Below are 24,063 nucleotides of genomic sequence, written 5' to 3' on the forward strand. Positions count from 1 at the left end.
CTCACTTCAGGCTGCCCTCAGCCGCCGCTTGCGATCGTTGCCGTGTCCGGAACACGACACGGCACACGAGAGGGGAGCAGGGTATGGACTCGACACTGCGGATCGGTGGGCACCTGTATCGGCTGGTCGCGAAGTCGCGGCTGGCGCCGGTTTCGCGCGCGTGCTACGGCAAGCATCGATACACGCTCGAGCGGGTAGCCGACGGTTCGGTGTGGGAGGCGTACGGGGCGCGACTCACTCCGGGGTCGGAGTTGCTGTGCCGGGGCGGCCGCTATCGGTAACCGCGTTTGAGCAGAAACTTGGCACCCGCCGCGTAGCCGGCGGGGCTGAGGAGTTCGAAGCCGAAGGCATCGGCGAGCCGGTTGGTGGTGTCGAAGGCAGCGCACACCGCGAGCGCGTCCTCGATCTGGCGGCGGGTGACGCCCGCGGCCAGGACATCCCACATGTCATCGGCGCTCACCGTGCCCTCGCGGGTCAGTGTGCCGAGCATCAGCAGCGTCGCGCGCAGGCCGTCGTCGATCGGGGCGGACTGCGGATCCGCCAGTACGGCACGGACTTTCGCCTCATCGCCGTACGCCTGATTCGAGGTCGCGGTATGTGCGCCGACGCAGAACGCGCTCTCGTTGACCTGTGAGACGTAGGCCGCCATGAGTTCTCGATCCGCGACCGACCAGGGCGAGGGCCCGCGCATCGCCCGGTGGGTGAATTCCTTGGCCCGGGCGCCGTAGAAGTCGGGGCGGTAGAAGACCAGTTTGGCGGCATCGGGTAGCGGCTGCCCGGAGAACACCCGGATGAGGGTGAACAGCATCTTGGTGGTGGGCTTGTAACCGTGCCGGAGGATGTCGAGTCGCATCTATCCGGTCTCCCCGCCGGTCGCCTCGGCCAGCGCCGCCAAGCCGGCCTCGTATATCCGCGACGAGCGGCCGACCGCCGCGGCGACCACCAGTTCGAACAGCTGATCCTCGCTGAAGCCCGCCGCCTCGGCCGCGCGGAAGTCCTGGTCGGTGATCTGCGCGGGTCGTGTGACGACCTTGTCGATCAGCGTGCGCAGTGGCGGCGGAACATCGGTATCGCGGAACGCGCGGTCACGTTCCCGCGGTGATGTGGTGCCCGCGCCGTGGCGAATGCGGTCCACCAGAGCGCGGTGTGCTGTCCGCTTCTCGTCCTCCGGCATCGCGGCCTCCGTTCTCGTCGACTCGGCTACCTACGCGCACGCGCACCACCCTAGGCCGGTCGGGTCCGGATCAGGTGGTATCGGCCAAGCTCGCGCGCCGGTCACGTCAACTCGACCTCGTCGACGGTTCCGCGACCGTTCACCGTGAGTGAGGAATGTGCCGAGCGCCGAGCGGCCGCGCGCGTGGCAGGCTGCGGACATGGATCCCTCGCGCTGTGTGGTGCTCGTCCCGACTCAGGGGTCGATAGCACCGGATTTCGCCCGCAACCTCACCGGACTGGAGCGGCGTGGGTACCAGGTCCGGTTGGTCACCGGATTCGCGGCCATCGATCAGGGGCGCAGCCAGATGGCCACCGATGCCCTGCGCGACGGATTCGAAGGCCTGATGTGGATCGATTCCGATATCGACTTCGAGGTGGCCGCGGTGGACCGATTGCTCGCCCACGACCTGCCGATCGTCTGCGGGATATATGCCAAGAAGGGGGTGCGGGGTCTGGCTTGTCACGTACTGCCCGGAACCGGGAACATCCTGTTCGGCGAGGGCGGCGGGCTCGTGGAAATCAAGTACGCCGCAACAGGTTTCCTGTTCACCCGTCGCGACGTCTACGACACCGTCGCCGAGCACGAGAAATTGCCGGTGTGCAATATGCGGTTCGACCGCCCCACCGTCCCGTACTTCCTGCCCATGCTGGTGCCCGACGGTGAGCACACCTGGTACCTCGGGGAGGATTACGCCTTCTGTGAGCGGGCCCGGCGCAGTGGATTCGAGGTGATGGCCGACACCACCATCCGGCTCGGGCACGTGGGCAGCTACCGCTACGGCTGGGAAGATGCGGGGGCGGACCCGCGCCGCTACGCGACCTACAACTACCGGCTCACGTAAAGCGCTGCGATCGTCGAGGACTCGCGACGGCGGTGTGCGCCGGCCGGGCAGGCGCCGAGTGGCCCGGCGCGGATCAGCTCGGTCCGGCCGAACGCTCACGGTGATTCGCCGGACTCGAATCGCGCGAGATTCCGGCGGTAGACGTCGGTGGGGCTGATGACGATGGTGTCCTCGCGCTGCCGGGTGGTTGCCGCGAGCTCCAGGGATCCGGGTCGCCACCAGTACACATGGGAGTTGATCGGCCACGGGTCGGCGGTGTGCAGCGCGGCGAGCAGCGCCAGGAGCTCGATGGATCGGACGACTTCGGCGCCGAGAACGGGGTAGGCGTAGATCGCTTCCTTCGACGGCATCGTCAGCACCGCCCCTTCCGGGCCGCCGATGGCATGGTCGCCGAGCCAGCGCGCGTGCGCGGTCAGATACTCCGGGCCGGTGAGCAGGGCCACCCGCGGGAGATCGTCGGCCCACGGCAACCGGTCGAAGCGGTCCCGGACGATATGTACGCCACCGTCGCCGCGCACGTGCTGTTCGGCGAGTTCGAACAGCTCCCATTCGCCGATCGGCCACCGCGCGAGCATGTCGTAGGTGACCGGGACGACCGTATGCGGCCGGTCGATCACCACCCGCTGTACCAGCCCCGGAGCGATGACCCGCCGCACACCGTCGCCGAGAGAGGTGGTGCCGTAGAGACGGGTACGGAGCAGGTCGCGCACGACGCTGAAATCGGAATAGTCGAGCGGTCCGCGGCGGTCGGTGTCCGCGGTGCGCACCTGCCACCTTCGATCCACATCGCTCGTCATCGCACGTCCCCCTGAATCCCGTTGTCTCACACCTGCGCACTGTGCGGTCACGAGACTTCGCCGCGCCGCCACCCGATTGTGTCGCACGGCACCGACAGAACCGACGAGGGCGGTCGTCGGCCGGCGGATGCGCCGGAGCCACAATGGAATTCCTGTCGAGCGCGGTAGGCGCTCATGCTGGTGGGGAACCGGGCAGCCGGCCGACGCCACGATCCGGGACAGCTTCTGATGCGGTCGAGCCGACGAGTCGTACCGCGGATCAGTGGCCGGCGAGTGCCGCCGACGCGGGACGGTCCGGCGTATGTGGCGCCGAATCCGGTTCGCAGGCCCGATGCCGTCCGGTCCGGCGTGTGCCGGTGGGGAGCACGGTGGTTGTCGCGGCGATGTCCGCTCGTAGTCGTTGGAGTACGGCAAACATTTCGTCGACCGACCCGTAGCGGGCGGTGAGCTCGTACAACAGCCGTTCGATCGAACTCGCTGGCGTCGTCACGATCCCCCGGTACCCATGGCGCATATCGGGCAAACCTTGCGAGGGTGGTTGGTGGCACATTGTCGGCGCGTCCTGCCCCGGACGTGTCTGTTGCGCGGCGTGTCGCTCGGGATGAAACGCCGGCTGAGCGGGCCCTGCGGCACCACCGCATCACTCGAACCAGACGTGACCGACCGGCACCACGATGTCAGCGGGCGGTGCCGCCGGTGGCCGGTGTGCGGCCGTGCTTCATCACCATCGCCAGCGCGACGCCCATGGACTGCATGACTCCGAGCATGCCGAGACTGATGCCCTGCTGTCGGCGGTCTCGGCGATGTCGCGGTCTTCCAGCACGACCCCCGCGGAGTCGGGCTGCGCCATGCCGCCGGCGGCTGGAGTCAGCAGCACGGCCGCCGCCGCGGCGAGCAGGCGGCGAGCGGAAGTTCTCATGTCGTACTTTCGTGGTGGACAGCGAGAGTGACCAGTGCCGCGGCGGTCTGGCGGCAGAATTGCTCGCCGTCCTCGTCGCCGCGGGTGAGGGCGTGCAGTAGCGTTGCGCCGCGCAGGAATTCGAAGATCAGGCCAGGATCGCAGCCGGCGGGCACCTGACCGGATTCGATCGCCGCGTCGATGGTGGCGCGCAGGGCGACCCGCGCCAGGCCCTCGCCGCGTTCGCGCAACCGCCGGTAGCTCTGCTCGTCGTCGTGGTAGGCCGAGAGCAGCCCGGGGATGCCGGAGCGGGCCGCGGGGTGGGTCGCGGCGGCGAAGAACAACTGGGTCCAGGCGAGCAGGTCGGCGCCGATATCGCCGGTGGGCTGCGGCACCACTCCGGTGTCGAGAGCGAAGATCGCGTCCTCGACGAGGTGGATCTTGTTCGGCCACCGACGGTAGATCGAGGTGGCGACCACCCCGGCCCGGCGTGCGACGCCTTGGATCGTCGTCGCCTGGAACCCCTGTTCCACCAGCAGTTCCTGAGTGGCGCGCAGCACCTGCTCGTCCAGTTGCCGGTCACGCGGGCGGCCGGGGCCTTGCCGGGCCTCGCTGTGTTCGGTCACCGATGACACCTCCTTCGATGAGCGCAGAGCATAGCCGAACTGGGAGTTTTTGAAAAACGCTTCATACCGTATTCAAATTGGCTAAATTGAAACCCGTTCTACTCCTGCACTCGAAGGACATGCCGTGCTGACTCCTCAGGACGAACTGCTCTGCCATCAACTGCCAACGACCTTCGACCACGTAGCCCAGAGCGATCTGCGCTGGACCGAGCGCATCGTCCTCTACGGTTTCGACACCACCAGGCGGGTCAGCGTCATGACCGGCATGGCGCGCTATCCCAACCGCAACGTCATGGATGCCTACGCCATGGTGACCGTGGACGGTAAGGCGCACGTGGCGCGCCTGTCGCGCGAGATCGGCGGCAACTACGACGATCTCGGCGCCTGGCAGATCGGGCCCTACCGGTACGAGATCACCGAACCGCTGCGCGGTGTGCGTGCCACCCTCGGCGACAACGACCACGGCCTGCGTCTCGAGCTGGACTTCCACGGCAGGTTCCCGGCCTACGAGCAGGAGCCCGCGTTCTTCCGCACCCGCGGCCGGGTCCGCGAGGATGCGCGCCGCTACTACCAGAACGGCACGATCTCGGGCTGGCTCGAAGTCGACGGCGAGCGCATCGACATCGATCCCGACACCTGGTGGTTCGGCCGCGACCATTCCTGGGGCACCCGCCACGGTGGCGGTGGCGGCAGCCTCGGCGAGGGCGCGGGCCTGCAGCCTCCGGAGATCCCCGACGGCGTTCTCTACTTCATGGGCATCTTCCAGTTCGACGACGAGCTGGTGCATTTCGCGCAACGCGAGACCGCCGACGGACAGCGCTGGCATTTCGAGGGCTCCATCCAGCAGCCCATCGAGGCGCGGGCGCCGATCGTGCCGATCGTCAGCGTGACCCACGACCTGCGGTTCCGAGACGACTTCCGGATCGTGTCCGAGGGCTCCTTCACCGTGAACGTCGCTGAGGGCGGTACCCGCACCTTCACTGTCGGTGCGCTACAGGACTTCTGGCCGGGACTGGCGGGCTACGACATGTATCGCGGATACGCGTCGGGCATCTGGAAGGGCCCGTCCTACAGCGACGGCTTCACCATCGACCTGAACGACACCGACGAACTGCGTCAGGTCAGCATGCTCACCGAGACCTTCTGCAAGGTCGAAAGCGGTGACGGCAAAGTCGGGTACGGGCTGGTGGAGATGGTGTTCATGGGTCGCAACGACCGCTACGGATACGAGGGCTACTGATGATCGCTCGACCCACGGCAGCCGATCTGCCGACCGCTGTCGTCCCCGTGCTGCGCGCCGGATTTCGAGGTGCGGACGCCGTCCGGGTGGCGAACTGGTCGGCCAGCCCGCGCGGACTGGCGACCGAAACCTTCCTGTTCGACCTCGAACGCGACGACGCCGACCCGGTATCGCTGGTACTGCGGCGCCCGCCCGAGGTGGCGTTGTTTCCCGACTACGACCTGCTGCGACAGGTGCTGGTCATGCGCCGGCTCGCCGACACCTCCGTCGCGGTTCCCACGGTGCGGTGGCTGGATCGCGGCAGCGAAGCCCTCGGTAGTCCGTACTTCGTGATGGACCGGATCGAGGGCAGCGCGCCCGGTGACCTGCCGTCCTACCACTGCGCCGGACTGTACTTCGATGCCGAGCCGGCCCAGCGGGCGACGATGTGGTGGGGCTGTGTCGACACCATCGCCGAAATCCACCGGCTCGACTGGCGCGCACTGAATCTGGACTTCCTGTCCTTTCCACAATTCGGCACCGCGCCGCTCGAACAGATGATCGGTTATGTCGACGCCGCGGTCGACTGGGCGTCCACCACCCAACCACCCGCGCTGCGCCGAGCCGTGGACTGGCTGCGCGCCAATCTGTACGAACCCGAGCACGTCACGCTGTGCTGGGGCGACGCCCGCATGTCGAATATCCTCTACGACAGCGACTTCCGGGTGACCGGTGTCCTCGACTGGGAGATCGCCTACATCGGCGACCACGAGGCCGACCTCGCCTGGATGCTGTTCCTGGATTGGGCGTGCTCGGAATTCCAGGGCACCGAGCGGCTACCGGGAACGCCCACCCGGGCCGAAACCATCGCGCGCTACGAGGAACGCACCGGGATGACAGTACGCAACCTGCGCTACAACGAGATACTGGCGGCCGTCCTGCTCAGTATCCCGCTGCTGCGCATGGCGCACCGGTTACAGCTGCCGCCGGAGGTCGATGTGACCGCGTTCTGCGCCGCACGGATCGAGCAGCTGCTGGCGGCCGAGCGATGAAGGTCGATCTCCAGCTGAACGGTCGCCCCGACGAAGCCGTCTCGCGGGCAACCGAATTGATCGCCTGCGGCGCCGACGGCCTGTTCACCTTCGAGGGCCCCCACGATGTCTTCCTGCCGCTGACCTTGGCGGCGACCGGCGCCGAACCGGTCGACCTGATGACCAATGTCGCCATCGCCCTCCCGCGCAGCCCGGTGCATCTGGCGCACGCGGCCTACGATCTGCATCTGCTCAGCCGCGGCCACTTCCGGCTGGGCCTGGGTTCGCAGACCCGCGCGCACATCGACAAGCGGTACGGCGGCCAGTGGTCGCGGCCGGCGGCACGGATGCGGGAGACGGTGCTGGCGATCAAGGCCGTCCTGGACTCCTGGCAGTACGGCACACCGCTGCGCTTCGAGGGCGAATTCACCCGGCACACCCTGATGCCGCCCACCTTCGACCCCGGCCCCAATCCCTATGGCATACCGCAGATCTGCCTCGGCGCGCTCGGCCCGATCATGACCAGAACCGCGGCCGAGGTGGCCGACGGGCTGCTGGTCATGCCGTTCAACAGTGCCCGGCATTTCGCCGAGCGCACCCAGCCCGCCATCGCCGAGGGGTTGGCGCGCGCCGGTCGCGATGCCGCGGACCTGATGATCTATCCGCAGGTGATCGTCGGAATGGGCCGGACCGCCGCCGAACTCGAGGCCGCCGCCGTCGGTGTCCGGCGGCTGCTCGCCTTCTACGGATCGACGCCCGCCTACCGTCCGGTCCTCGATGTCGAGGGCTGGGGGGAGCTGCAGCCCGAACTGAACACGCTGTCCAAACGCGGCCGGGTCGCCGCCATGACCGAACTGATCGATCACCGGATGCTGGAAACACTCGCCGTCTACGGCACGCCCGAAGAATGCGCCACGGAGATCATGGCGCGCTTCGGTGCCGTCGCCGACCGGATCTGTTGCTATTTCCCGGGCTACGCCGTGCCCGACGCGCACATCAGGGATCTGATCGCCGAATTGCAGATCGCATGAGCGAGGTGCGGATCGATATCGCCGACGGCGTCGCGGTGGTGACATTGGACCGCCCCGAGCGCCGCAATGCCTTCACCGCCGCGATGGGCCGTGCCCTCGGTCGGGCGTACCGCGATCTGGACGCTGACGACGCGGTCCGGGTCATCGTGCTGACCGGGGCCGCCCCGGCCTTCTGCGCCGGGGCGGATCTGGGCGGCGGTGCGGCGACGTTCGAAAAACCCGACGACGCGGCCTTTTCCGCGTCACCGGTCAACCCGCCCGCCTTCACCCTGCGAAAACCGGTGATCGCCGCGGTGAACGGGCACGCGATCGGCATCGGGCTGACCTTGGCGATGCAGGCCGACATCCGGTTGGTCGCCGACGACGCCCGCTACGCCATTCCCCAGGTGCGTCTCGGCGTCGTGCCCGACGCGATGGCGCACTGGACCGTGGCCAAGGTCGCGGGGATGTCGGTCGCGGCCGACATCCTGTTGTCGGGAAGGACTTTCGACGGCCCCGAGGCGGTGCGACTCGGCCTCGCCACCCGCTGTCTTCCCGCCGCCGATGTGCTGCCCGCCGCTCTAGCGATGGCCGCCGACATGGCCGCCCACGTCGCACCGATGTCCGCGGCACTGAGTAAGAGGTTGCTGTGGGACACCGCGATCCACGGCTACGACCCCGCCCGTGTCGCCGAACTCGAAACCGAACTGCACCTGCGGGTCATGGGCAGCCCTGATGCCGCGGAAGGGATACGCGCCCGGCTCGCCCGCCGCAAACCGGTGTGGTGTGCCCGGCTGTCGAGGGAGTGGCGGGACCTGCCGCATTCCTGACCCTGCGCCGAAAACCCACCAGGGCTACCGAAGCCGCGTCGACCCGTGCCAGGCGACGCCTGCCGGCCGGTCGAGCGCGAAGCCGATCACCGCAGAGCCCACCCGGTGGTCACCGTTGTGCGGCTCCGGATCTACTCCTTGCGCAGCGAATGCCTCGCCGGCGTCCCGGAGCAGCCGATGCTCGCGCACGGCACGCGCGCCTCACACTGTTGTGACTGATCGTTTTTCGCGTGGTCGAGTAGGGCTCGGATACGCGGACGCCGAATATGTCACCGATGACCGGAAACGGTGCGCGAGGGGGGACTCGTAATCCCCGATGCGGCAGATTTCCCTAAACCATGTGTTCGATGACATCTAACATATGTGGACTCTTGTCGTTTTTCAATACAGCTAGGTGGAGTCTGAATGCAAATCTATTGACTCCCGAAACCTTACTTCAGCGGTGGTGAAGAGCTGGCTCTCGACAGCCGCTCTGGAAGGCCGGAGTGGAATGATGATCTGCTGCTTGATGCCATAGCGATGGTGCATGGGATGGAACATTCATGGCTGGACACCGCGGCACTTCGCCGCCAATGCCGGCACCCCCGACGTCGTGGCTTGTCTGCTCGCCCACGGCACCGATCCCCTACGCGGAACCGTCGGACCCTAGTTCGGGCTGAAAAGCCCCTGCATTTCATCGCCGAGCCTGCAACAGACCGGAAATTTGTGCCGAGTTTCGGGCCGGACGGCCGCTGATCAGCCGATTCGAGGAACGACGCGGGCTCGGCCGGACCGCGCCCGGTTATTTGATCGGAAGTACGCCGGATCCGCCCACATCGGATACCTTCCAGCTGTTGCCGTCGAGGGTGACGACATAGCCGACGGTGGTGCGTGCGCCGTCGGGGGTCTGCGCACTGGTGGAACGCACGTCGACGAATACGTCGACGGTGTAGGTGCCGGAGGACTTCGAGGTGACCTTGGCGGTGAGCGGGTTCGCACTGGAGGTCCACTTCAGCGGAGTGAGGATCTCCTGCAGCTTCGGTGCCGTGGCATCGAATTTGGCGGCGAGCTGGGGCGTGGTGTTGGCCTTCAGTTTGGCTGCCCAGCCGTCGAAGTCCTGATAGTTGATGGTGGACGCGCCGATCGCGTAGTCGGTGGCGACCTGTTCCGCATGTGCGTCGTCGGCGACTGCGCGCCGCATCGACTGCAGGTCCGCGCGGGCCGACGACCACAGCACAGCGAAGACCGTAACCGCCGCGATCGCGACAATTGCGGCGCTCGCGGTGCCCAGTGTCCGCACGGATACCGCGATCGTCCGCTTCGGCCCGGACGGGGCGCCGGCCGCACCAGCCGGGGCGGATTCGAGCTGTGCGGCGTTCTCCGGTGCGGTCTCTACCTCGGTTGCCATTCGATTTCCTTTCGGGCGAGGCTATTTGACATCGACGCGGAGGTGGACGGCGCCTGCGGGGCTGCTCGCCTGAGCGGCGCGGCCGATCAGTTGACTGAGGTCGATGGTGGGAATTGCGGTGGTCGCGGTCTCGGCCAGCGGCTGGATCGCCGGCGCCAGTTCCTTCAGATCCGGGCCGGCCTTGTCGATCCAGGCGGTGAGCTTCGCCAGGAACGGCACCAAGCCGTTGCCCTGCTGATACATCGACGGTGTATCGCCGACACGCGCCAGTCCTTCGACCGCCTCGGCGATCTGGTTCACCCGCAGCGCGAACTCGCTGAATTTCGGTGAGGCGGCTTGGAAAGAGGGCGCGGCCCACTCCATATCCGCCGCGGTCGCCTGCAGGTTGTCGAGTATGCGGCCGATTTCGGGGGAGCGGCTCAGCAACATCGCCGCGATCAGGTCGCCGGCCCTTGCCAGACTCGGCACCGCGGCATCGGTGCCGCTCAACGCTGTATCCGCGGCGTCGACCAGAGCGCTCATCGCACGCGGGTCCAGCTGATTCATCACCTGGGTGACGAGGTGGGAGACCTGCGCAATCGACATCGGCGCATGGACCTGATGTCCTTCCAGTACCTGTCCGGCATGCAGTACAGGACCGCGGTCGACATTCGGCGCGAACTCGATGTAGGGCTCGCCCAGCGCCGAGAGGCTCTCCACCGTCACCGCACTGTCGGCGAGTACCGGCGTGCGGCTGTCCAGTGCCAGGCTCAGTTCGACCTGTCCCCGGCCACGCCGAATATCGGTCACCTTGCCCACTCGCACTCCGGTCAGCAGCACCGGTGAATTGACTTCGATCCCTGTGGAATTCGGCACCACCAGGGTGACCGGGATATCGCGTCGCAGCGGATCGACCCGCACGACGCCGAAGGCGAGATATCCGACTCCCAGAAGGGTGATCATGGCGATACCCGCCAGCGACGCCACCGATTTCAGTTTCATCGCACGGCCCCGATCATGCGCAGGGTGTCGGTGATCCGTCCGACCTGGTCTTCGGTGGACATCGGCGGAGACGTTCCCGCGGTGATCGTCGCGCCGACGATATTCACCTTCGGCCCGCGCTCCACAAACGGAATGATCCGATCTCTGATCAGCGCTACCAGCGCATTCAGATTGGACGGTGCGCTCAGATCCAACGGGTGCGAGGTGAATGCCAGCGGGACGAACGCGCGCGCAGCGGCATCGCCCGCCTGCGCCAGCGGAGCCAGCCAGACCAGGGAATGCGCGACCCCGCCGAGTGCGCCTAGCACGCCGACGACATTCACGATCGAGGAAACGGAGTCCGAAATCTGTTGCACCGCAGGGTCGGTGAGTAGTGCGCCGAGGGTGTCGCCGTTGCGATCGACGGTGGTCGCGGTATCGGTCAATCCCTGGAGAAGTTGGTCGACCTGCTCCAGGTTGCCTGCCAGGTCTTTCGCGTCGCCGCCGATGACCTGGGCGATCCGCGCGGTCTCCCGGGGATCCGCCGGCAGCGCCGCGTTGAGTTGATCGACGATGTCCTGGAATCGCGTCACCGCACCGCCCTGCACGAAGGTGGCGATACCGGCGAGCATGTCCTCGACCTGGGTAGGCGGGGTGGTGTGATCGAGTGCGATCGTCGCGCCTGATCCGAGGGTTTTGCCGAATCCTTCTGCCGGCGTGGCGAGTTCGATGTGAATATCGCCGAGGACGGTGTCCTGGCGAAGCTGAGCGGTCGTATTCGCCGGCAGTTGCACCGACTTGTCGATGTCGGCGTTCACCACTACATACCCGCGATGTGATGGTGACTCGGCCGGATCGACGACCGATACGCCCGTTACGGTGCCTACTCGGGCGCCATTGGCCATCACCTTCGCTCGGGCGGGCAGGTTGAGCGCATTGGCGAACTGAATATGGATGGGGATGGTCGCACCTGTCGTGCCGGTGCCGGGTACCGGGATGGAGGCGGGATCGAATGCGCAACCGGCGGTGGACACGACGGTGGCGGCCACCATCGCGGTCAGCGTCGTGCGCAATCGGACGCGAGGCCGTCGTGTCCGGCGGTGGGTCACAGTCAGCCTCATCGTGCCCCCGCGAATCCGAGAACCAATTGGGTGAGCGGCACCGCGACTGCATCACCGGACACACCGGTACATTCCGGGCGGCCGAGTTGCTGGGTGAGGGCACACAACTGTTGCGCCTGCACCCGCGGAACCACGACTTTCGGTGGCGCATAGGCGATTCCGCGCGTGGGATCCAGCGCACCGGTCGCGCCCGTCACCAGGACCGGGATCTTCGTCAGGATGTCGTGCAGCGCATCGGTATTGGTATGGATCAGATGGACCAGCGGCACGGCGGCATCGAGGACCTGCAGGATGGGATCGCCGAACATCGTGGTGATGTCGTTGAGCATCGGTAAGACGCGCTGAAAGCCGTCGATAATGCTCACGGCCCGGCCGAACAGTTCGTTGTTCACCTGGTCCAGAACATCGGCGAGCCGGGTGAGCATCGCTTTGATATCTCCCCAGTGGGTGGCGACGCTGCCGGAAACGGCGGTCAGTGAATCGACTACTCCCGCCAGATGACCGATCGCGGCGTCCGGGGAATTCATCGCCGTGCTCAGCCTTTCGATGATGTCGTGCAGTTGGGGGCCGGTTCCGGTGGTGGCGGCGTCCAGCGCGCGGATCCCGCGCAGCATGGCGTCCTGGCCGTCGGGTCCCGGGCCGAGGGTCTGCTGCGACAACTGGGCGAGGGCGTCGAGGGTTTGGGTCATCGATTTGGGGGTGAGTGTTTTGGTGATGCACTGGGCCGGATCGTGGCGAGGGCCGGATCCGGCGATACCCAGCACCGCCAGATGCCGGTCGGCGACAAGAGTGTCCGACACCGTGGTGGCCGAGGCGTCGGCGGCAACGGGATAGCGGTCGTCGACGGTGAAATCCACACGAACGGTGCGGCCCTGCGGATGAATGGCGGTGATGCCGCCGACGGGCATTCCGCGCATGGTGACGTGGTTGCCGACGTAGAGTCCGATGCTGTCCGGGAGAAGGGCGCAGTAGGACCGTGTCTTGGCGGTGGGGTGGACGAACAGGATGTAGGCGGCGCCCACCACCGCTGCAATCACGACGGTGGCGGCTATGGACATGAATCCTCGGGAGCCGAGCAGTTTTCGAAGCATCAGCAGCTCCGACCGGCGACCGGGACGCAGAACTGCAGCGCCGCATCTGGTTTGAGGCTCGACGCAGCGTCGACAGTTGCCTTCGACTGGTCCACGCGCACCTGTCCGGGTTCGGGGACCAGACGTCCCAGCGTGTCGCCGAGTTGGCGTACGGAGTCGATCAAAGGTTGCAGTTGCTCGCCCAGTGTGCGCAGTTCTGGTATAGAGGCGGCGATTTCGGCGGCCATCGGCCGCAGCGTGGACTGCCACGACGGTTGCAGAGCCGTCAACCTGCCGACCACCCGATCCAGTTGCTCGACGGCTGTGCGGACCTCACTTCGCTTGTCGGACAGTGTGGTTTCCAGAAGGTCGATCTTCTGCACCAGTCGGCCCAATTCCCCGCGGGCCTGGTCGACCGAGCCGAGATATTCGTCGGCGATCGAGATCGCTTTGGAGACGTCCTGGCGCTGGCGGTCCAGAGCGCCGGCGAACTGTTGCACTCCGTCCAGCATCTTGCGGACACCGTCCGGTGCCGCCTGGATGGAATCGGCGATCGCCTCCAGATTCTTGCGCAATCCTCCTCCGTCGATCGCGGCGAGCGGCGCGGTGGCGTCCTGGAATGCTTGGGAAAGGTTGTAGGGCAGGCGGACTCGGTCTGCCGGAATGTGTTGGGAGCCGAGCGGCTGCGTTCCGGCGGGGAACAGGGCGACATAGTGGCCGCCGACGATGGTCAGCATGCGGATGTCGAGCGAGGTTTCGCGCCCGACGAATACCGAACTGTCGGCGGTGAATGTCATCACCACATGGTCGGGATGCAGCTGTAGGGATCGCACCGAGCCGACCGAGATGCCCGCCAAGCGAACGTCATCGCCCACCCGAACCGACTCCGCTTCCGCCAGCCATGCGGTATAGGTTCGTTTGCCGAAGGGAACGGCGTAGAGAACGGCGACCGCGGTCAATGCCATCGCCACCAGGACGACTCCGATAACGCCCCAGCGCAATTCCCGGCGCGCGGCTGTTGCCGTATCGCGATGATGTGCCGGCGCCGCGGTGCGCCGTGGCAACCTCAGCGTTTGCATATCGTCACCTTCTGTCCCGCGATCAGCACGCCGAACGGCCCGGGAACCGCTGCCGGACCGTGGCTGCAGGTGGTGTTCATCCCTGAAACACCTTGTGACAAAGTGGAATTCAAACCACTCAGCACGGCTGGAAACTGTGCGAGGAGGTCGAGCAATTGCTTGGGGTCGGGAAACAATTCGTGCACGATGTGGTCGACATCCGGATTGGTGCCGATCGTCAGGCCCAGGGTCGCCAAGAGATCGTCGACCGGGCCCAGTACCGGCGGCGCGGTGTCGGCGAAGTCGATCAGCCCGTTGATCTTGATCTGGAGCGCATCGAAGACATCCGCCAGCTTGCCCAGCAGAACCACCAGATTCTTCGACCGTCCGCCGATCTTGTCCGAGACTTCGGACAGATTCCGGATCAGGGTGCCGATCACCTGCTGCCGGTCGCGGGCGTAGGTCCCCAGTTTCCCGATGGCGTCCAGGGCGGGACCGATACCGCTTCCGTCGCCCTCGATGACCGCGAGCAGCGAGGCGGTGAACCGGTTGAGGGCCTCCGGAGACAGGGTGCTCAGGACCGGTTTCAGCCCGTTGAACAAACTCGTGACATCGAACGACGGAATCGTGCGGTCGGTGCCGATCGTGGCGCCCGGCCGGGTCCTGGCGGCCGCGGCAGGTTGCGGCTGCAGATCCAGATAGCGCTGTCCGGTCAGATTCTGATAGCGGATTGCCAGGCGGGTGTTGTCGTAGATTGCCGACGAGGTGCGCACCGTGATCGTCACCGCGGCCTGAGCGCCGTGCAGCGCAATGGATTCCACCTTGCCTACCTGCACGCCGTACATCCGCACGTCGTCACCGGACTTCAGCCCGTTCGCGTCGGTGAACAGCGCGCGATATTCGGCTGTATCACCAGTGACCGGGCGTTGGATCGCGGTCATGATCAAGACGAGCGCCGCGACGATGACTGCGGCGAAAACCGCCAGCCGCCACGCGGATCCGACGATCGATTTCACGGCTTTCCCCCCTGCCCGAGCAGTGGCACAGCCAATCCGGGCACTCCACGCAGGTCGAGATCGAGATTGAGCACCGGACCGTCGGGTGTTTCGGGCATCGCGGCGCGCAGCCGATCGATCAAGGTACGAAGATCGTGCGAGCTCTGCTCGGGTGCGGGGACCATTCGTGCCATGCCGGCCAGTAACGGTGTGAGCATCGCGGTGTACGCGAAGAAGTTGCCCTGGGCATGGAACATGGTGTTCTGCAGCGTCGGGAACAGCTGCTGCACAACCATATCGACGGTCGCGTCGAACCGGGCACGATCGGTGCGCAGCGGTTCGATACGGTGAATCTGGTCGATGACGCCGATGACCGTTCCGGCGAACGGCGCCACGCCGGTCAGGGCGGTGCCGTACCGGCCGAACAGGTCCGATACCGGCATGTGCTGATGGTCGGCGAAGGTTCGCGCGGTGCTCACCATGGCCTCCAGCAGGGGAGTGAATGCCTTTGCGTCACCGGCGATCTGGGTGAGCACCTGTGCGAATTTCGGTGTGAGGACCTGGCCGCTCACTTGCGAAACGCTGCGCAGCAAGGCGCCCATGGTGGCGTCGTAGGCGTCCGCCTCCCGTGGGCCGGTCAGATCGACGACCGTATCGTCGTGCAGCGGGGCGCCGCCGGGGCCCGCAATCAGGTCGATCTCGCTGATGCCGAACAGGTTGGCTGCGGCGTAGTCCACTCGCAAGCTGTCGTCCAGACCATCGAGACGGCTGCGATCCAACTCCAGCGTGATCGTCTGGGTGCCCAGCGCGGCCGGAACGATATCGGTGACCGATCCGACCAGCACGCCATCGGCGCGGACCTGCGTTCCGGCGACGATCCCATCGCCGATCCGCTGCGTGTGCAGGCGAACCCGCAGTCCCGAATCCTCGTGCGTCGCTGCGGCAATGCGCCAGCCGCTCACGGCCACGAGCACCGTGACCAGGGCGGCGACACCGACGATCAGTGATCGTCTTCGATTGATGGCTACGCCAGGTAGTCCGTAATTCGGCATCCCTATCCCGTGAAACTGATGGCGGTGTCGAAACCCCACACCGTGATGGACACGACCATGTCGATGGCGATGATCGCGACGAAACTCGTCCGCACCGCCCGGCCCGACGCGATACCCACGCCCTCGGGGCCGCCGGTGGCGAAGAAGCCGTAGTAGCTGTGCACCAGGATGACGACGGTGGCGAAGATGGTCACCTTGATCACCGCGGCGATCACGTCGAATCCGGACACGAACTGGAAGAAGTAGTGATCGTAGACACCGGCCGACTGTCCGTGCACCAGGGTGATCAGGCCGCGGCAGGCCAGATACGACAGGATCAGCCCGATCAGGAAGGTCGGCACGATCGAGATGGCGCCGGCGATGACGCGGGTGGTGACTACGAACGGCACCGACCGCAGTCCCAATGATTCGATCGCGTCGATCTCCTCGGAGATGCGCATGGACCCGATTTCGGCGGTCATCCGGCAGCCGGCCTGGGCGGCGAATCCGATGGCGGCCGCGATCGGCGCGAGTTCGCGGGTGGTCGCGTAGGCCGAGACCAGGCCGGTGACCGGGCCCATGCCCAGCATGTTGAGGGTGGCGAAGGATTCGACGGCGACCGAAGCGCCCATCGCCAATCCCAGGACGATCATCATCGGCACGGTCCCGCCGCCGACGATGATCGAACCGCTGCCCCAGGTCATATCGCTGATCGAGCGCATGGTTTCGGAGCGGTAGCGCCGCAACGTCAACGGAACGGCAGACAGTGCGTGCCACACGAATCCGAGGGCGAACCCGATACCTTCCACTGGCCGGGTAGCCGCCCGCAATGGGCGTCGCCCGGCCGTCCACCGCAGCCCCGGGGGCAGATACAAGGCGGCGGTCATGCCAGCCTCGTCGGGAGGAACATCTCGGTGATCTGGGTGATCACCAAGTTCACCAGGACGATCGATACGACCGACAACACCACTGAGGCATTGACCGCATCGGCGACACCGCGCGGGCCGCCCTTGGCCTCGAGTCCTCGCTGGCAGGCGATGACCACCACGAGGAATCCGAAGATCAGCGATTTCACGATCGACACCCAGACGTCGGCGACCGTGGTGAAGGATCCGAAGGTCGCCCAGTAGCTGCCCGGGGTGACGTTTTGGCCACCGATGGCGACCGCGTAGCCGGCCAGCACGCCGACGAAGATGATCAAGATATTCAGCAGCGGAGCCACGGCGAGCATGGCCACTGTTCGCGGAATGACGAGCCGGTGCACAGGGTCGACACCCATGGTGTTCAGCGCGTCGATCTCCTCGCGGATCGTGCGCGCACCGAGGTCGGCCGCGATTGCCGCCGCGCCCGCGCCGCCGAGCAGGAAGCCGGTGGCCATCGGCGCGCCCTGTTTGATGATGCCGAGCCCGCCAGCGGCCCCGAGCAGCGAATCCGCGCCGAGCGTGTGGATGAGATTGCCCACCTGGACCGAAACGATGACGCCGAAGGGGATCGCCATAAGGACTGCCGGAATCGCGGTCACCGTGACCAGCCGCCACGCCTGCGAGATCGCTTCGCGCCATTGAAATCGGCCGCGCACGATATCGCTGATCATTCCCGTGGCCGTCTCCACCGCCATCAGGGCGGCTCTGCCGAACGTGCGCAGTGCCGATAAGACGGTGGCGCTGAAATTGTCGGCGACCACTCGGCGTAACGCCGATACGGACGTGGTCGTTGCCACCGGTTCGGACCCGGTCGAGCGACCGGGCAGGGTACTCACCAACGCGTGCAACCTTCCCCTGCATTATCCGGCCTGTGATTCGGGCCATAACCGTGATCGGCCACCGAATCTATGGGGATCGAGGCCCGCGTGTCACTGCACGACAGCGAGAAGTTGGCCCACCTCGATTTGTCACAGAAAACAAACTGCTCAGCTAGGTGTGACGTCGGCTGGTCTCCGTTTGTTGCGGGACGGTACGGTGACCAGCGCAGATATAGGTAGATCGGTTGGAATATTGAGGAAATTTGTGGCAAACACTGTCACTGGTGACAATGCCCGGGATCCGGCCCCCGCCCACCGGATCACCGCCGACTCGCCGCTGTTGGGGCGGGTGATAGCGCGCGTGGCCGAACTCGCAGACGAATTGTTCGATGCCGGTTTGTCGGCGGTGCCAGGTGCCGCGGCGCTGCCCGGTGAGCATTTCTCCGAGGATGTCGCGCAGCGGATCGTGGCTGGATCCATCGTCGTACTCGGTGCCATCGATGAGGGCCGCGATCTCGAGGAACACGAACTCGCGGAACTGGTCGCTCCGGTCATCGAACGCAGAGCCGAGGAGCGAATTCCCCTGCGCATGTTGACAACTGCCTTCTTCGGCGGAGTCGAGCGGTTGTGGGACGAGACGATCGCCCTCGCCGGCCCCGGAGATTTCGATGACCTGATCGCGATCTCGCACGTGCTGCTGCGCGTGCTGCGCCAGGTGACGATAGCCATCGCGGAAACCCATGCCGACGTGGAACAGTCGGTCTACGGAAACGAACGCGAAGCGCGCCGCGCGTTGTGTTCGGCGTTGTTACGGGGGGTGCCGATCGGAGATCTCGACGCTCGTGCCGACATCACCGTCCGGGATTCCTACGATGTCCTGGCGCTGCACGTGGTACCGCAGGATCATGCGATTCCCTTCGCGGACAACGTTGTTGCGCGCCAACGGATGCGCCTGGCGCAGCAAGTGCTGGACGAACTCGCCGCCACGACAGCGCTGCACACCTTCGACGGAATCAGTGGCATCGCCCTGCTACCGGTCAAACAAGGGGTGGGCATCGATGAGCTCAGATATCCCGAGATCGCCCTCGATCTGACGCGGTTGTTCGGCCTGCGAGTTGTCGCGGTGGAATTCGAGGATGTCGCCCGAGCGGACCTTCCCCATGCCGCGGCGCAGATCGCCGAATTCGTCGAGCTGGCACATCGGCTCGGACGGCCCGCGGGAACCTACCGACTCGACGATCTGATGCTCGAGTACCAACTCACCAGGCCGAGTGCGGCCCGTGATCGCCTGGCCGCCCGCATCGAGCCGCTGCTCGAGCATCCGCATCTGCTCGAAGCGCTCGAGGCGCATATCCGGCACGGCTCGGACCGCAAACGCGCGGCGGCCCAAGTGCATGTTCATCCGAACAGCCTGAGCTACCGTCTGCGGCGGGTGGCGGAGTTGACCGGATTCGACCCCGCGGATCCCTACGGTTCCCGTCTGCTGGCCGCCGCCCTGACCGTGCATCGGCTGTATCCGCCGGTAGGAGCGGACACGGGGAGTCAGCCGTAGCCGGCATTGGTTACGCGAAACAAAACGCGGGTCCGCCATTCTCGCGAACATGCAGTGACAGTCACGAATTCGGCAGCCGATACTTGGCATCGAGCACAACCGACAGCCCGGCGAGGTGAGCCCGCCCGGCGGTGTTCGGTGCCGACGGTGGCCTGCTAGGGCGCCGTGGCGCTCGCAATCAGCACTGTCAGCTACAGGAGGGCGCCCGATGAGTTCGCCGCAGCCGGACCGGTTCGCCGCAACGACCACGAGCTATCGCACCGATTTCGCCGGCGGGACGATACGCGCCAAGCTGGTCGATCTCGGGGTCCGGGCCACGGTCAAATCCATTATCGGACTGTGGGCACGGTATCCCTATCTGCCCTGGCCCTACCATCTCGTCGACTTCATCGGCGCCGTACTGCCTTCGCCGAAGGGGCTGGCGCGGACCCGTGTCATGCTGGACCACTGCCCCGCGGTCCTGACGACCCCGAAAACGGTCGACCTCGACCGTTTCGTGGTCTATCTGCACGGCGGCGGTTTCCTGGTCGGCGGACGCCGTCTACATCGGCAGATGACCGGAAGGTTCGCCTCTGATCTACGTAGCCGGGTGCTGGCGGTGACCTATCGCAAGCTGCCCGATCATCCGATCGCCACCTCGATCGCCGACGCTGTGGACGGCTACCGTTACGCGCTGCGCGCCGGAATCCGGCCGGAGAACATCACGTTGATGGGCGATTCCGCCGGTGGGTACCTGGTGTTGATGGCCGCGATCGAAATTCGCCGCCAGGGCCTGCCGATGCCGGCCGCGGTCGTCGCGATGTCGCCGCTGACCGACTGGGATATGTCGGAAAAGCTCGCCGCGCCGACCGCAACCGAGTGCGCGGTCTTCACTGCGGCCTCGCTACCTCGCTTCCGTGAGCTCGCCGAAAAGGCGGCGGCTGGAACACCTTTGGAATCACCCGCGACATGCGACCTCACCGCGTTGCCGCCCACACTGATCCAGGCGAGTTCGTCGGAAATGCTCTACCCCGACGCCGTGCTGATTGCTCGCCGTCTGCGTGAACACGGGGTGGCGTGCGAGCTGCAGGTATGGCCGGGACAGGTGCACGTCTTCCAAGCCGGAGTGAGTGTCGTCCCGGAAGCGGCGACCGCGGTCGCCGAGATCGGCACCTTCCTGCGACGGGCGGCCGAAGTCGCCGGACAGGAGCGTTCCGCGTGACCGAGGCAACGGCCGAGCTGCTCGCCGAGATCGGCGGGCCGCCGGAGGTGATCGCCCAACTCGACCAGCATGAGGCCGCGACCATTTTGGCGCTCTTCGCATGCGCACGCCAGAATCAGCGCCGCAGCCTCGACCGCGCGATCGATGACGCGCTCGGCGTTCTGCCGCGACTGATCCGTATCCCCGCCCGCAAGATCCTGTTCGGAAAGTAGCGATGGCCGACCTGCTCACTCGTTGTCAACTCCGTGTGCTCGCCCACACCCTCCAAGCCGACGAGCGTGAGCTGAGCTCACTGCTTCGCCTGGACGCCGCCGCGCTGCGGGCGCTCGAGGAGCGAATCTCCAACGCGCTCTTCGATGCTCACGAGCAGACCTTCAGCAAAGTGGCGCGGTTGGCTCCGCTGATTCCCGATGCGCTGGTCGCCAGGGTAGCGCTCGCGGCCATTCCGCCGGAGGTGGGTGGGCGAGCCGGGGGAGCGCTCGGGCTTGCCTATCCCGACCGCGTGGCCGGCGTGCTGGCACACTTGACCCCAGAGTATTTGGCCGACGCGGCGGGTTATCTGGATCCTCGCGCGATCGCGGTTCTCGCGTCACGGATACCGGCCGCGGCACTCGTTCCAGCCGCTGAGCTGCTCCTGCGGCGGCGGGATTACCTCACGACCGCGCGGTTCGTCGAACACGCGACCGACGATCTGGTCCGGGCGTTCGAGCAGGCCCTTTCCGACGATGCGGGTCTGTTGCACACCGCGGCCTCGACGGCTTCCACCGTCCGGCTCAACGAGTTGGTACGGATCTTCCCGGCCACCCGGCAGATCGCCCTGCTGCGCGCCGCGGCCGCGGATGCGGACGAGACGTTGTTGTGCGCGGTGTCGGTCTTGGCGCGACTCGACCTCGAACTACGGCAGCGGTTGACGACGGCGTTGATCGCCGAGCTGGAAGAGACCGGTGTGCGCCGGTTGTTCCGCGTAGCCCTCGACAGCGACGCGGTGGAGGAGTTGCTGATCGCCGTCTCCGCCGCTGCCGATGCCGAGCGGGCCGCAGTGGCCGACATGCTTGGACGCGAAGGCAATTCGATGCTGATCGCACTGTCGAACGCGGCCGAGTCGCCCGAGGCGAGGCGAGCGCTCCAGGATCTCGCCGAGCTCGTTCCGAGTGGTTCCGAGCCGGTCGCTCACCCCGACACGCTGTGAGGGGACGTTCGCCATGCTGACGACACCGTCACCGATGATGCGGGCCGGCGCCGGTGAACCGTTGCTGCTGTTGCACGAGTTGATGTTCAGCTGGCACTCGTGGGGTTCCTGCATCGACGAATTGTCGCGGTACGCCGATGTGTGGGCACCCACGCTGCCTGGTCATTGGGGCGGCGCGGCGCCGGAGCAGGGCGGCTCGGTGACCGAGCTCGTCGATTGGATCGAATCGCTGCTGGACACTGAGGGAATTACCTCGATCCATGTGGCGGGCAACGGTTTCGGTGCGATCCTCGGTGCCGATCTGCTGCGCCGTCGACGGGTTCGCTCACTGACGATGATCGCTCCGCTGGGGTTGTGGCCACCGGGAACCGGAGATGCGCGGCGCGCTGCCGACAGGTTGATTCGTGTGCACCGTGCCGCCGCCGATTTCGGGACAATGGCCTCGGCAACCGGCGATCTGGTGCGTCGCGTCGCGGTAGGCACCTTGCTCGGACCGATGTCGGAGCTGGGCGATAGAGCAGCGGTGCGGGATCGTTTGGTGCTGACGCACACCGCACCGACGTATTGCCCCCGCGTGCCGGAACTCCTCGCCTCGTCCGAGTTCGACCGAGGCATGGAGTTGCCCGCGTCCAATCGCTATGCCGTATCCGCCTGGTTCGGCGGACGCGACGGACTTGTCCGGCCGCCGGCGCAGGACCGACTGCTTTCGATGCGGCGTCGGCGTCCCGATATCGACTTTCTGGCCGACGGTCATCACGTGCCGATGTTCGGCCATCCCGGTGCCGTGGTCGGCAGTATCGCGGCGACGCTGCGTGCGGTCGGAGTGCAAACCATGTCAACGACGACATTGAGGAAACCCGAAAATGGTACGAAAGACGTTCTCGCCCAACCCTACTGATCAGACGTGCGACCAGGTCGGCGGGTATGCCGCGCCGGAGTATGCCGCCGCTGTCCGCACATTTCGCCGGTTGTTCGCCGGTGGTCGGGGCGGCGGTGCCCTGGCGGTCTCTCGGCACGGGACTCCCGTCGTCGATGTCTGGACCGGTTCGGCCGACCGGCACGGTAGCGTCCCGTGGCGGGAAAACACTGCGGCACTGTCCTATTCGACCTCGAAGGGCATCACCGCCACCGTTCTGCATATCCTCGCTGCCCGGGGCGCGATCGACTACCGCGCACCCATCGCGGAGTACTGGCCGGAATTCGGCGTCGCGGGGAAGCGCTCGATCACCGTGGCGGACATGCTCACTCACCGGGCAGGGCTTTCCCGGATAGCGCCGCTGGCCCGGACCGTCGAGGAGATGCTGGACCACCGCCTGATGGAAGAGAGGTTGGCCGCATGCGCACCGGACCGGTTCCGTGGCATACCCGCGTACCACGCGCTTTCGTTCGGGTGGCTGGTGGCCGGGCTGGCGCGCGCCGTCACCGGTAAGGGGATGGGCGAGCTGTATCGCACCGAGCTGGCGGAACCGCTCGGATTGGACGGCCTGTACCTCGGGCGGCCGCCCGCTGGCGCCGCGGTGTCGGTAGCCGGGTCACACGGGTCCCAGGTTCCGTTCGGAATATCGAACGCCGATGCCGTGCTGGCGCGGACGGCGCGGATGATCGGGCCGGGCACCAGTTTTGTTCGCGCGATACAAGCGACCGGACTCGACCGCTTGTCCTCCGGACCCGATCCGCTGATTCTTCGCGGCGAAATGCCGGGCGCCAACGGAGTTTTCACCGCCCGCGCGCTGGCGAAGGTGTACAGCACGCTCTCCTCGGAGAGTCCGTTGTTCACCCGTGCCCAGGTGCGGGCCTTCTCGCGAATTCAGACCTATCTCCCCGACCGCAATCTGCTTTTGCCGATGGGGTGGCGGCTGGGCTATCACTCGATTCCGGTGCTCGGGGCGCCCCGAGCGTTCGGACATATCGGCTTCGTCGGATCGGGGGGCTGGGCCGACCCGGACAGCGGACTGTCGGTCGGCTTCGTCCACAACTGGCTGCCCGAGGCTCGTCGCCTCCCGCGCGACCAATTCATCCTGCTGCGGCTGCTGGCGCCGATCGTGCGGGCCGCCGCGGATTCGGCGCCGGCAGCCGCCTCTCTCCGCCGCGCCAGTTGACACTCAACGCGCGATAGTGACTGCCCGGCCGACGAATTCGTCGTTCTCCGCCGCGCGCAGATGAATCTGTCCACCGCGTTCTGCTGGGCCGGGGGCGCTACGGGTCGAAGTCCGGAAGTATCGTTCAAGGCGTCGGGTCGCCGTGCGACGACGGTGACATCGTGACCCGCGTTTCGCGCCTGCGCGACGAC

Annotated in this window: 26 protein-coding genes; 13 read left to right on the forward strand and 13 right to left on the reverse strand. The window is 66.4% G+C overall.

What is annotated here, in order from left to right; translation table 11 throughout:
- The first annotated feature begins 83 nt into the window (after positions 1–83).
- Entirely contained in the window at positions 84–281 is a 198-nt protein-coding gene (locus LKD76_RS07855; RefSeq protein ID WP_227980363.1) for a hypothetical protein, read from the forward strand.
- Here LKD76_RS07855 and LKD76_RS07860 read toward each other — a convergent pair.
- The gene (locus tag LKD76_RS07860; RefSeq protein ID WP_227980364.1) at positions 272–853 is read right to left on the reverse strand and encodes a carboxymuconolactone decarboxylase family protein; all 582 of its coding nucleotides are present in this window, start codon (positions 851–853) and stop codon (positions 272–274) included. The two genes, LKD76_RS07855 and LKD76_RS07860, sit on opposite strands and share 10 nt — an antisense overlap.
- The gene (locus LKD76_RS07865; RefSeq protein WP_227980365.1) at positions 854–1,174 is read right to left on the reverse strand and encodes a carboxymuconolactone decarboxylase family protein; all 321 of its coding nucleotides are present in this window, start codon (positions 1,172–1,174) and stop codon (positions 854–856) included.
- Positions 1,175–1,373: 199 nt separating this feature from the next.
- Here LKD76_RS07865 and LKD76_RS07870 point away from each other — a divergent pair, with 199 nt between their 5' ends.
- Positions 1,374–2,057 (forward strand): hypothetical protein, encoded by a 684-nt coding sequence (locus LKD76_RS07870; protein WP_227980366.1) that lies wholly within the window; start codon positions 1,374–1,376, stop codon positions 2,055–2,057.
- A 95-nt stretch (positions 2,058–2,152) separates the two neighbouring features.
- On the opposite strand, the gene LKD76_RS07875 is transcribed toward LKD76_RS07870, so the two are convergent.
- Entirely contained in the window at positions 2,153–2,854 is a 702-nt protein-coding gene (locus LKD76_RS07875; RefSeq protein WP_227980367.1) for a hypothetical protein, read from the reverse strand.
- Positions 2,855–3,769: 915 nt separating this feature from the next.
- Positions 3,770–4,378, reverse strand: coding sequence for a TetR/AcrR family transcriptional regulator (locus LKD76_RS07880; RefSeq protein WP_227980368.1), 609 nt, complete (start codon positions 4,376–4,378; stop codon positions 3,770–3,772).
- 124 nt (positions 4,379–4,502) lie between these two features.
- Between LKD76_RS07880 and LKD76_RS07885 the strand changes: the two genes are divergently transcribed.
- The 5 genes from LKD76_RS07885 to LKD76_RS07905 all read left to right on the forward strand — a co-directional run bounded on the left by LKD76_RS07885 (position 4,503) and on the right by LKD76_RS07905 (position 9,117).
- A complete protein-coding gene (locus LKD76_RS07885; RefSeq protein WP_227980369.1) occupies positions 4,503–5,618 on the forward strand; it encodes an Rv3169 family protein in 1,116 nt (371 codons plus the stop codon).
- Positions 5,618–6,649, forward strand: coding sequence for a phosphotransferase family protein (locus LKD76_RS07890; RefSeq protein WP_227980370.1), 1,032 nt, complete (start codon positions 5,618–5,620; stop codon positions 6,647–6,649). The genes LKD76_RS07885 and LKD76_RS07890 overlap by 1 nt, the downstream gene beginning before the upstream one ends.
- Positions 6,646–7,659 carry a TIGR03617 family F420-dependent LLM class oxidoreductase gene (locus LKD76_RS07895; protein ID WP_227980371.1) on the forward strand — a complete coding sequence of 338 codons (1,014 nt, stop codon included), beginning with the start codon at positions 6,646–6,648 and terminating at the stop codon, positions 7,657–7,659. The genes LKD76_RS07890 and LKD76_RS07895 overlap by 4 nt, the downstream gene beginning before the upstream one ends.
- Positions 7,656–8,468, forward strand: coding sequence for an enoyl-CoA hydratase/isomerase family protein (locus tag LKD76_RS07900; protein WP_227980372.1), 813 nt, complete (start codon positions 7,656–7,658; stop codon positions 8,466–8,468). Before LKD76_RS07895 ends, LKD76_RS07900 begins: the two co-directional genes overlap by 4 nt.
- Before the next feature lie 526 nt (positions 8,469–8,994).
- Positions 8,995–9,117: an ankyrin repeat domain-containing protein gene (locus LKD76_RS07905; protein ID WP_227980373.1), complete on the forward strand. Its 123-nt coding sequence runs from the start codon at positions 8,995–8,997 to the stop codon at positions 9,115–9,117.
- Between the two features lie 132 nt (positions 9,118–9,249).
- Here the strand turns inward: LKD76_RS07905 and LKD76_RS07910 are convergent, their stop codons facing one another.
- Genes LKD76_RS07910 through LKD76_RS07950 form a run of 9 tightly spaced genes read right to left on the reverse strand, consistent with a single transcriptional unit; the run spans position 9,250 to position 17,708 of the window.
- A complete protein-coding gene (locus LKD76_RS07910) occupies positions 9,250–9,855 on the reverse strand; it encodes a hypothetical protein (protein ID WP_227980374.1) in 606 nt (201 codons plus the stop codon).
- Positions 9,856–9,876: 21 nt separating this feature from the next.
- Entirely contained in the window at positions 9,877–10,836 is a 960-nt protein-coding gene (locus LKD76_RS07915) for an MlaD family protein (protein WP_227980375.1), read from the reverse strand.
- Positions 10,833–11,936 (reverse strand): MlaD family protein, encoded by a 1,104-nt coding sequence (locus tag LKD76_RS07920; protein ID WP_227980376.1) that lies wholly within the window; start codon positions 11,934–11,936, stop codon positions 10,833–10,835. The genes LKD76_RS07915 and LKD76_RS07920 overlap by 4 nt, the downstream gene beginning before the upstream one ends.
- The gene (locus LKD76_RS07925; RefSeq protein ID WP_227980377.1) at positions 11,933–12,994 is read right to left on the reverse strand and encodes an MlaD family protein; all 1,062 of its coding nucleotides are present in this window, start codon (positions 12,992–12,994) and stop codon (positions 11,933–11,935) included. The genes LKD76_RS07920 and LKD76_RS07925 overlap by 4 nt, the downstream gene beginning before the upstream one ends.
- Positions 12,995–13,026: 32 nt before the next feature.
- Positions 13,027–14,085, reverse strand: coding sequence for an MlaD family protein (locus LKD76_RS07930; protein WP_227980378.1), 1,059 nt, complete (start codon positions 14,083–14,085; stop codon positions 13,027–13,029).
- The gene (locus LKD76_RS07935) at positions 14,073–15,080 is read right to left on the reverse strand and encodes an MCE family protein (RefSeq protein WP_227980379.1); all 1,008 of its coding nucleotides are present in this window, start codon (positions 15,078–15,080) and stop codon (positions 14,073–14,075) included. Before LKD76_RS07935 ends, LKD76_RS07930 begins: the two co-directional genes overlap by 13 nt.
- On the reverse strand, positions 15,077–16,111 hold the full coding sequence (locus LKD76_RS07940; RefSeq protein WP_227980380.1) for an MlaD family protein: 1,035 nt from the start codon (positions 16,109–16,111) through the stop codon (positions 15,077–15,079). The genes LKD76_RS07935 and LKD76_RS07940 overlap by 4 nt, the downstream gene beginning before the upstream one ends.
- Before the next feature lie 2 nt (positions 16,112–16,113).
- Positions 16,114–16,977 carry an ABC transporter permease gene (locus LKD76_RS07945; protein WP_227980381.1) on the reverse strand — a complete coding sequence of 288 codons (864 nt, stop codon included), beginning with the start codon at positions 16,975–16,977 and terminating at the stop codon, positions 16,114–16,116.
- Positions 16,974–17,708: an ABC transporter permease gene (locus tag LKD76_RS07950; RefSeq protein ID WP_227985152.1), complete on the reverse strand. Its 735-nt coding sequence runs from the start codon at positions 17,706–17,708 to the stop codon at positions 16,974–16,976. The genes LKD76_RS07945 and LKD76_RS07950 overlap by 4 nt, the downstream gene beginning before the upstream one ends.
- Positions 17,709–18,096: 388 nt before the next feature.
- On the opposite strand from LKD76_RS07950, the gene LKD76_RS07955 reads away from it, so the two are divergent.
- From LKD76_RS07955 to LKD76_RS07980, 6 genes are all read left to right on the forward strand, one after another.
- Complete coding sequence (locus tag LKD76_RS07955; protein ID WP_227980382.1) at positions 18,097–19,383, forward strand: PucR family transcriptional regulator; 1,287 nt, start codon at positions 18,097–18,099, stop codon at positions 19,381–19,383.
- A gap of 208 nt (positions 19,384–19,591) precedes the next feature.
- Positions 19,592–20,584, forward strand: a complete 993-nt coding sequence (locus tag LKD76_RS07960; RefSeq protein ID WP_227980383.1) for an alpha/beta hydrolase — start codon at positions 19,592–19,594, stop codon at positions 20,582–20,584.
- A complete protein-coding gene (locus LKD76_RS07965) occupies positions 20,581–20,796 on the forward strand; it encodes a hypothetical protein (RefSeq protein ID WP_227980384.1) in 216 nt (71 codons plus the stop codon). Before LKD76_RS07960 ends, LKD76_RS07965 begins: the two co-directional genes overlap by 4 nt.
- 2 nt (positions 20,797–20,798) lie before the next feature.
- Positions 20,799–21,773, forward strand: coding sequence for a hypothetical protein (locus LKD76_RS07970; RefSeq protein ID WP_227980385.1), 975 nt, complete (start codon positions 20,799–20,801; stop codon positions 21,771–21,773).
- A 13-nt stretch (positions 21,774–21,786) separates the two neighbouring features.
- Complete coding sequence (locus tag LKD76_RS07975) at positions 21,787–22,671, forward strand: alpha/beta fold hydrolase (RefSeq protein WP_227980386.1); 885 nt, start codon at positions 21,787–21,789, stop codon at positions 22,669–22,671.
- On the forward strand, positions 22,637–23,872 hold the full coding sequence (locus LKD76_RS07980; protein ID WP_227980387.1) for a serine hydrolase domain-containing protein: 1,236 nt from the start codon (positions 22,637–22,639) through the stop codon (positions 23,870–23,872). The genes LKD76_RS07975 and LKD76_RS07980 overlap by 35 nt, the downstream gene beginning before the upstream one ends.
- Positions 23,873–24,063: the final 191 nt, after the last annotated feature.

This window comes from Nocardia spumae (assembly GCF_020733635.1).
GTDB lineage: Bacteria > Actinomycetota > Actinomycetes > Mycobacteriales > Mycobacteriaceae > Nocardia > Nocardia spumae.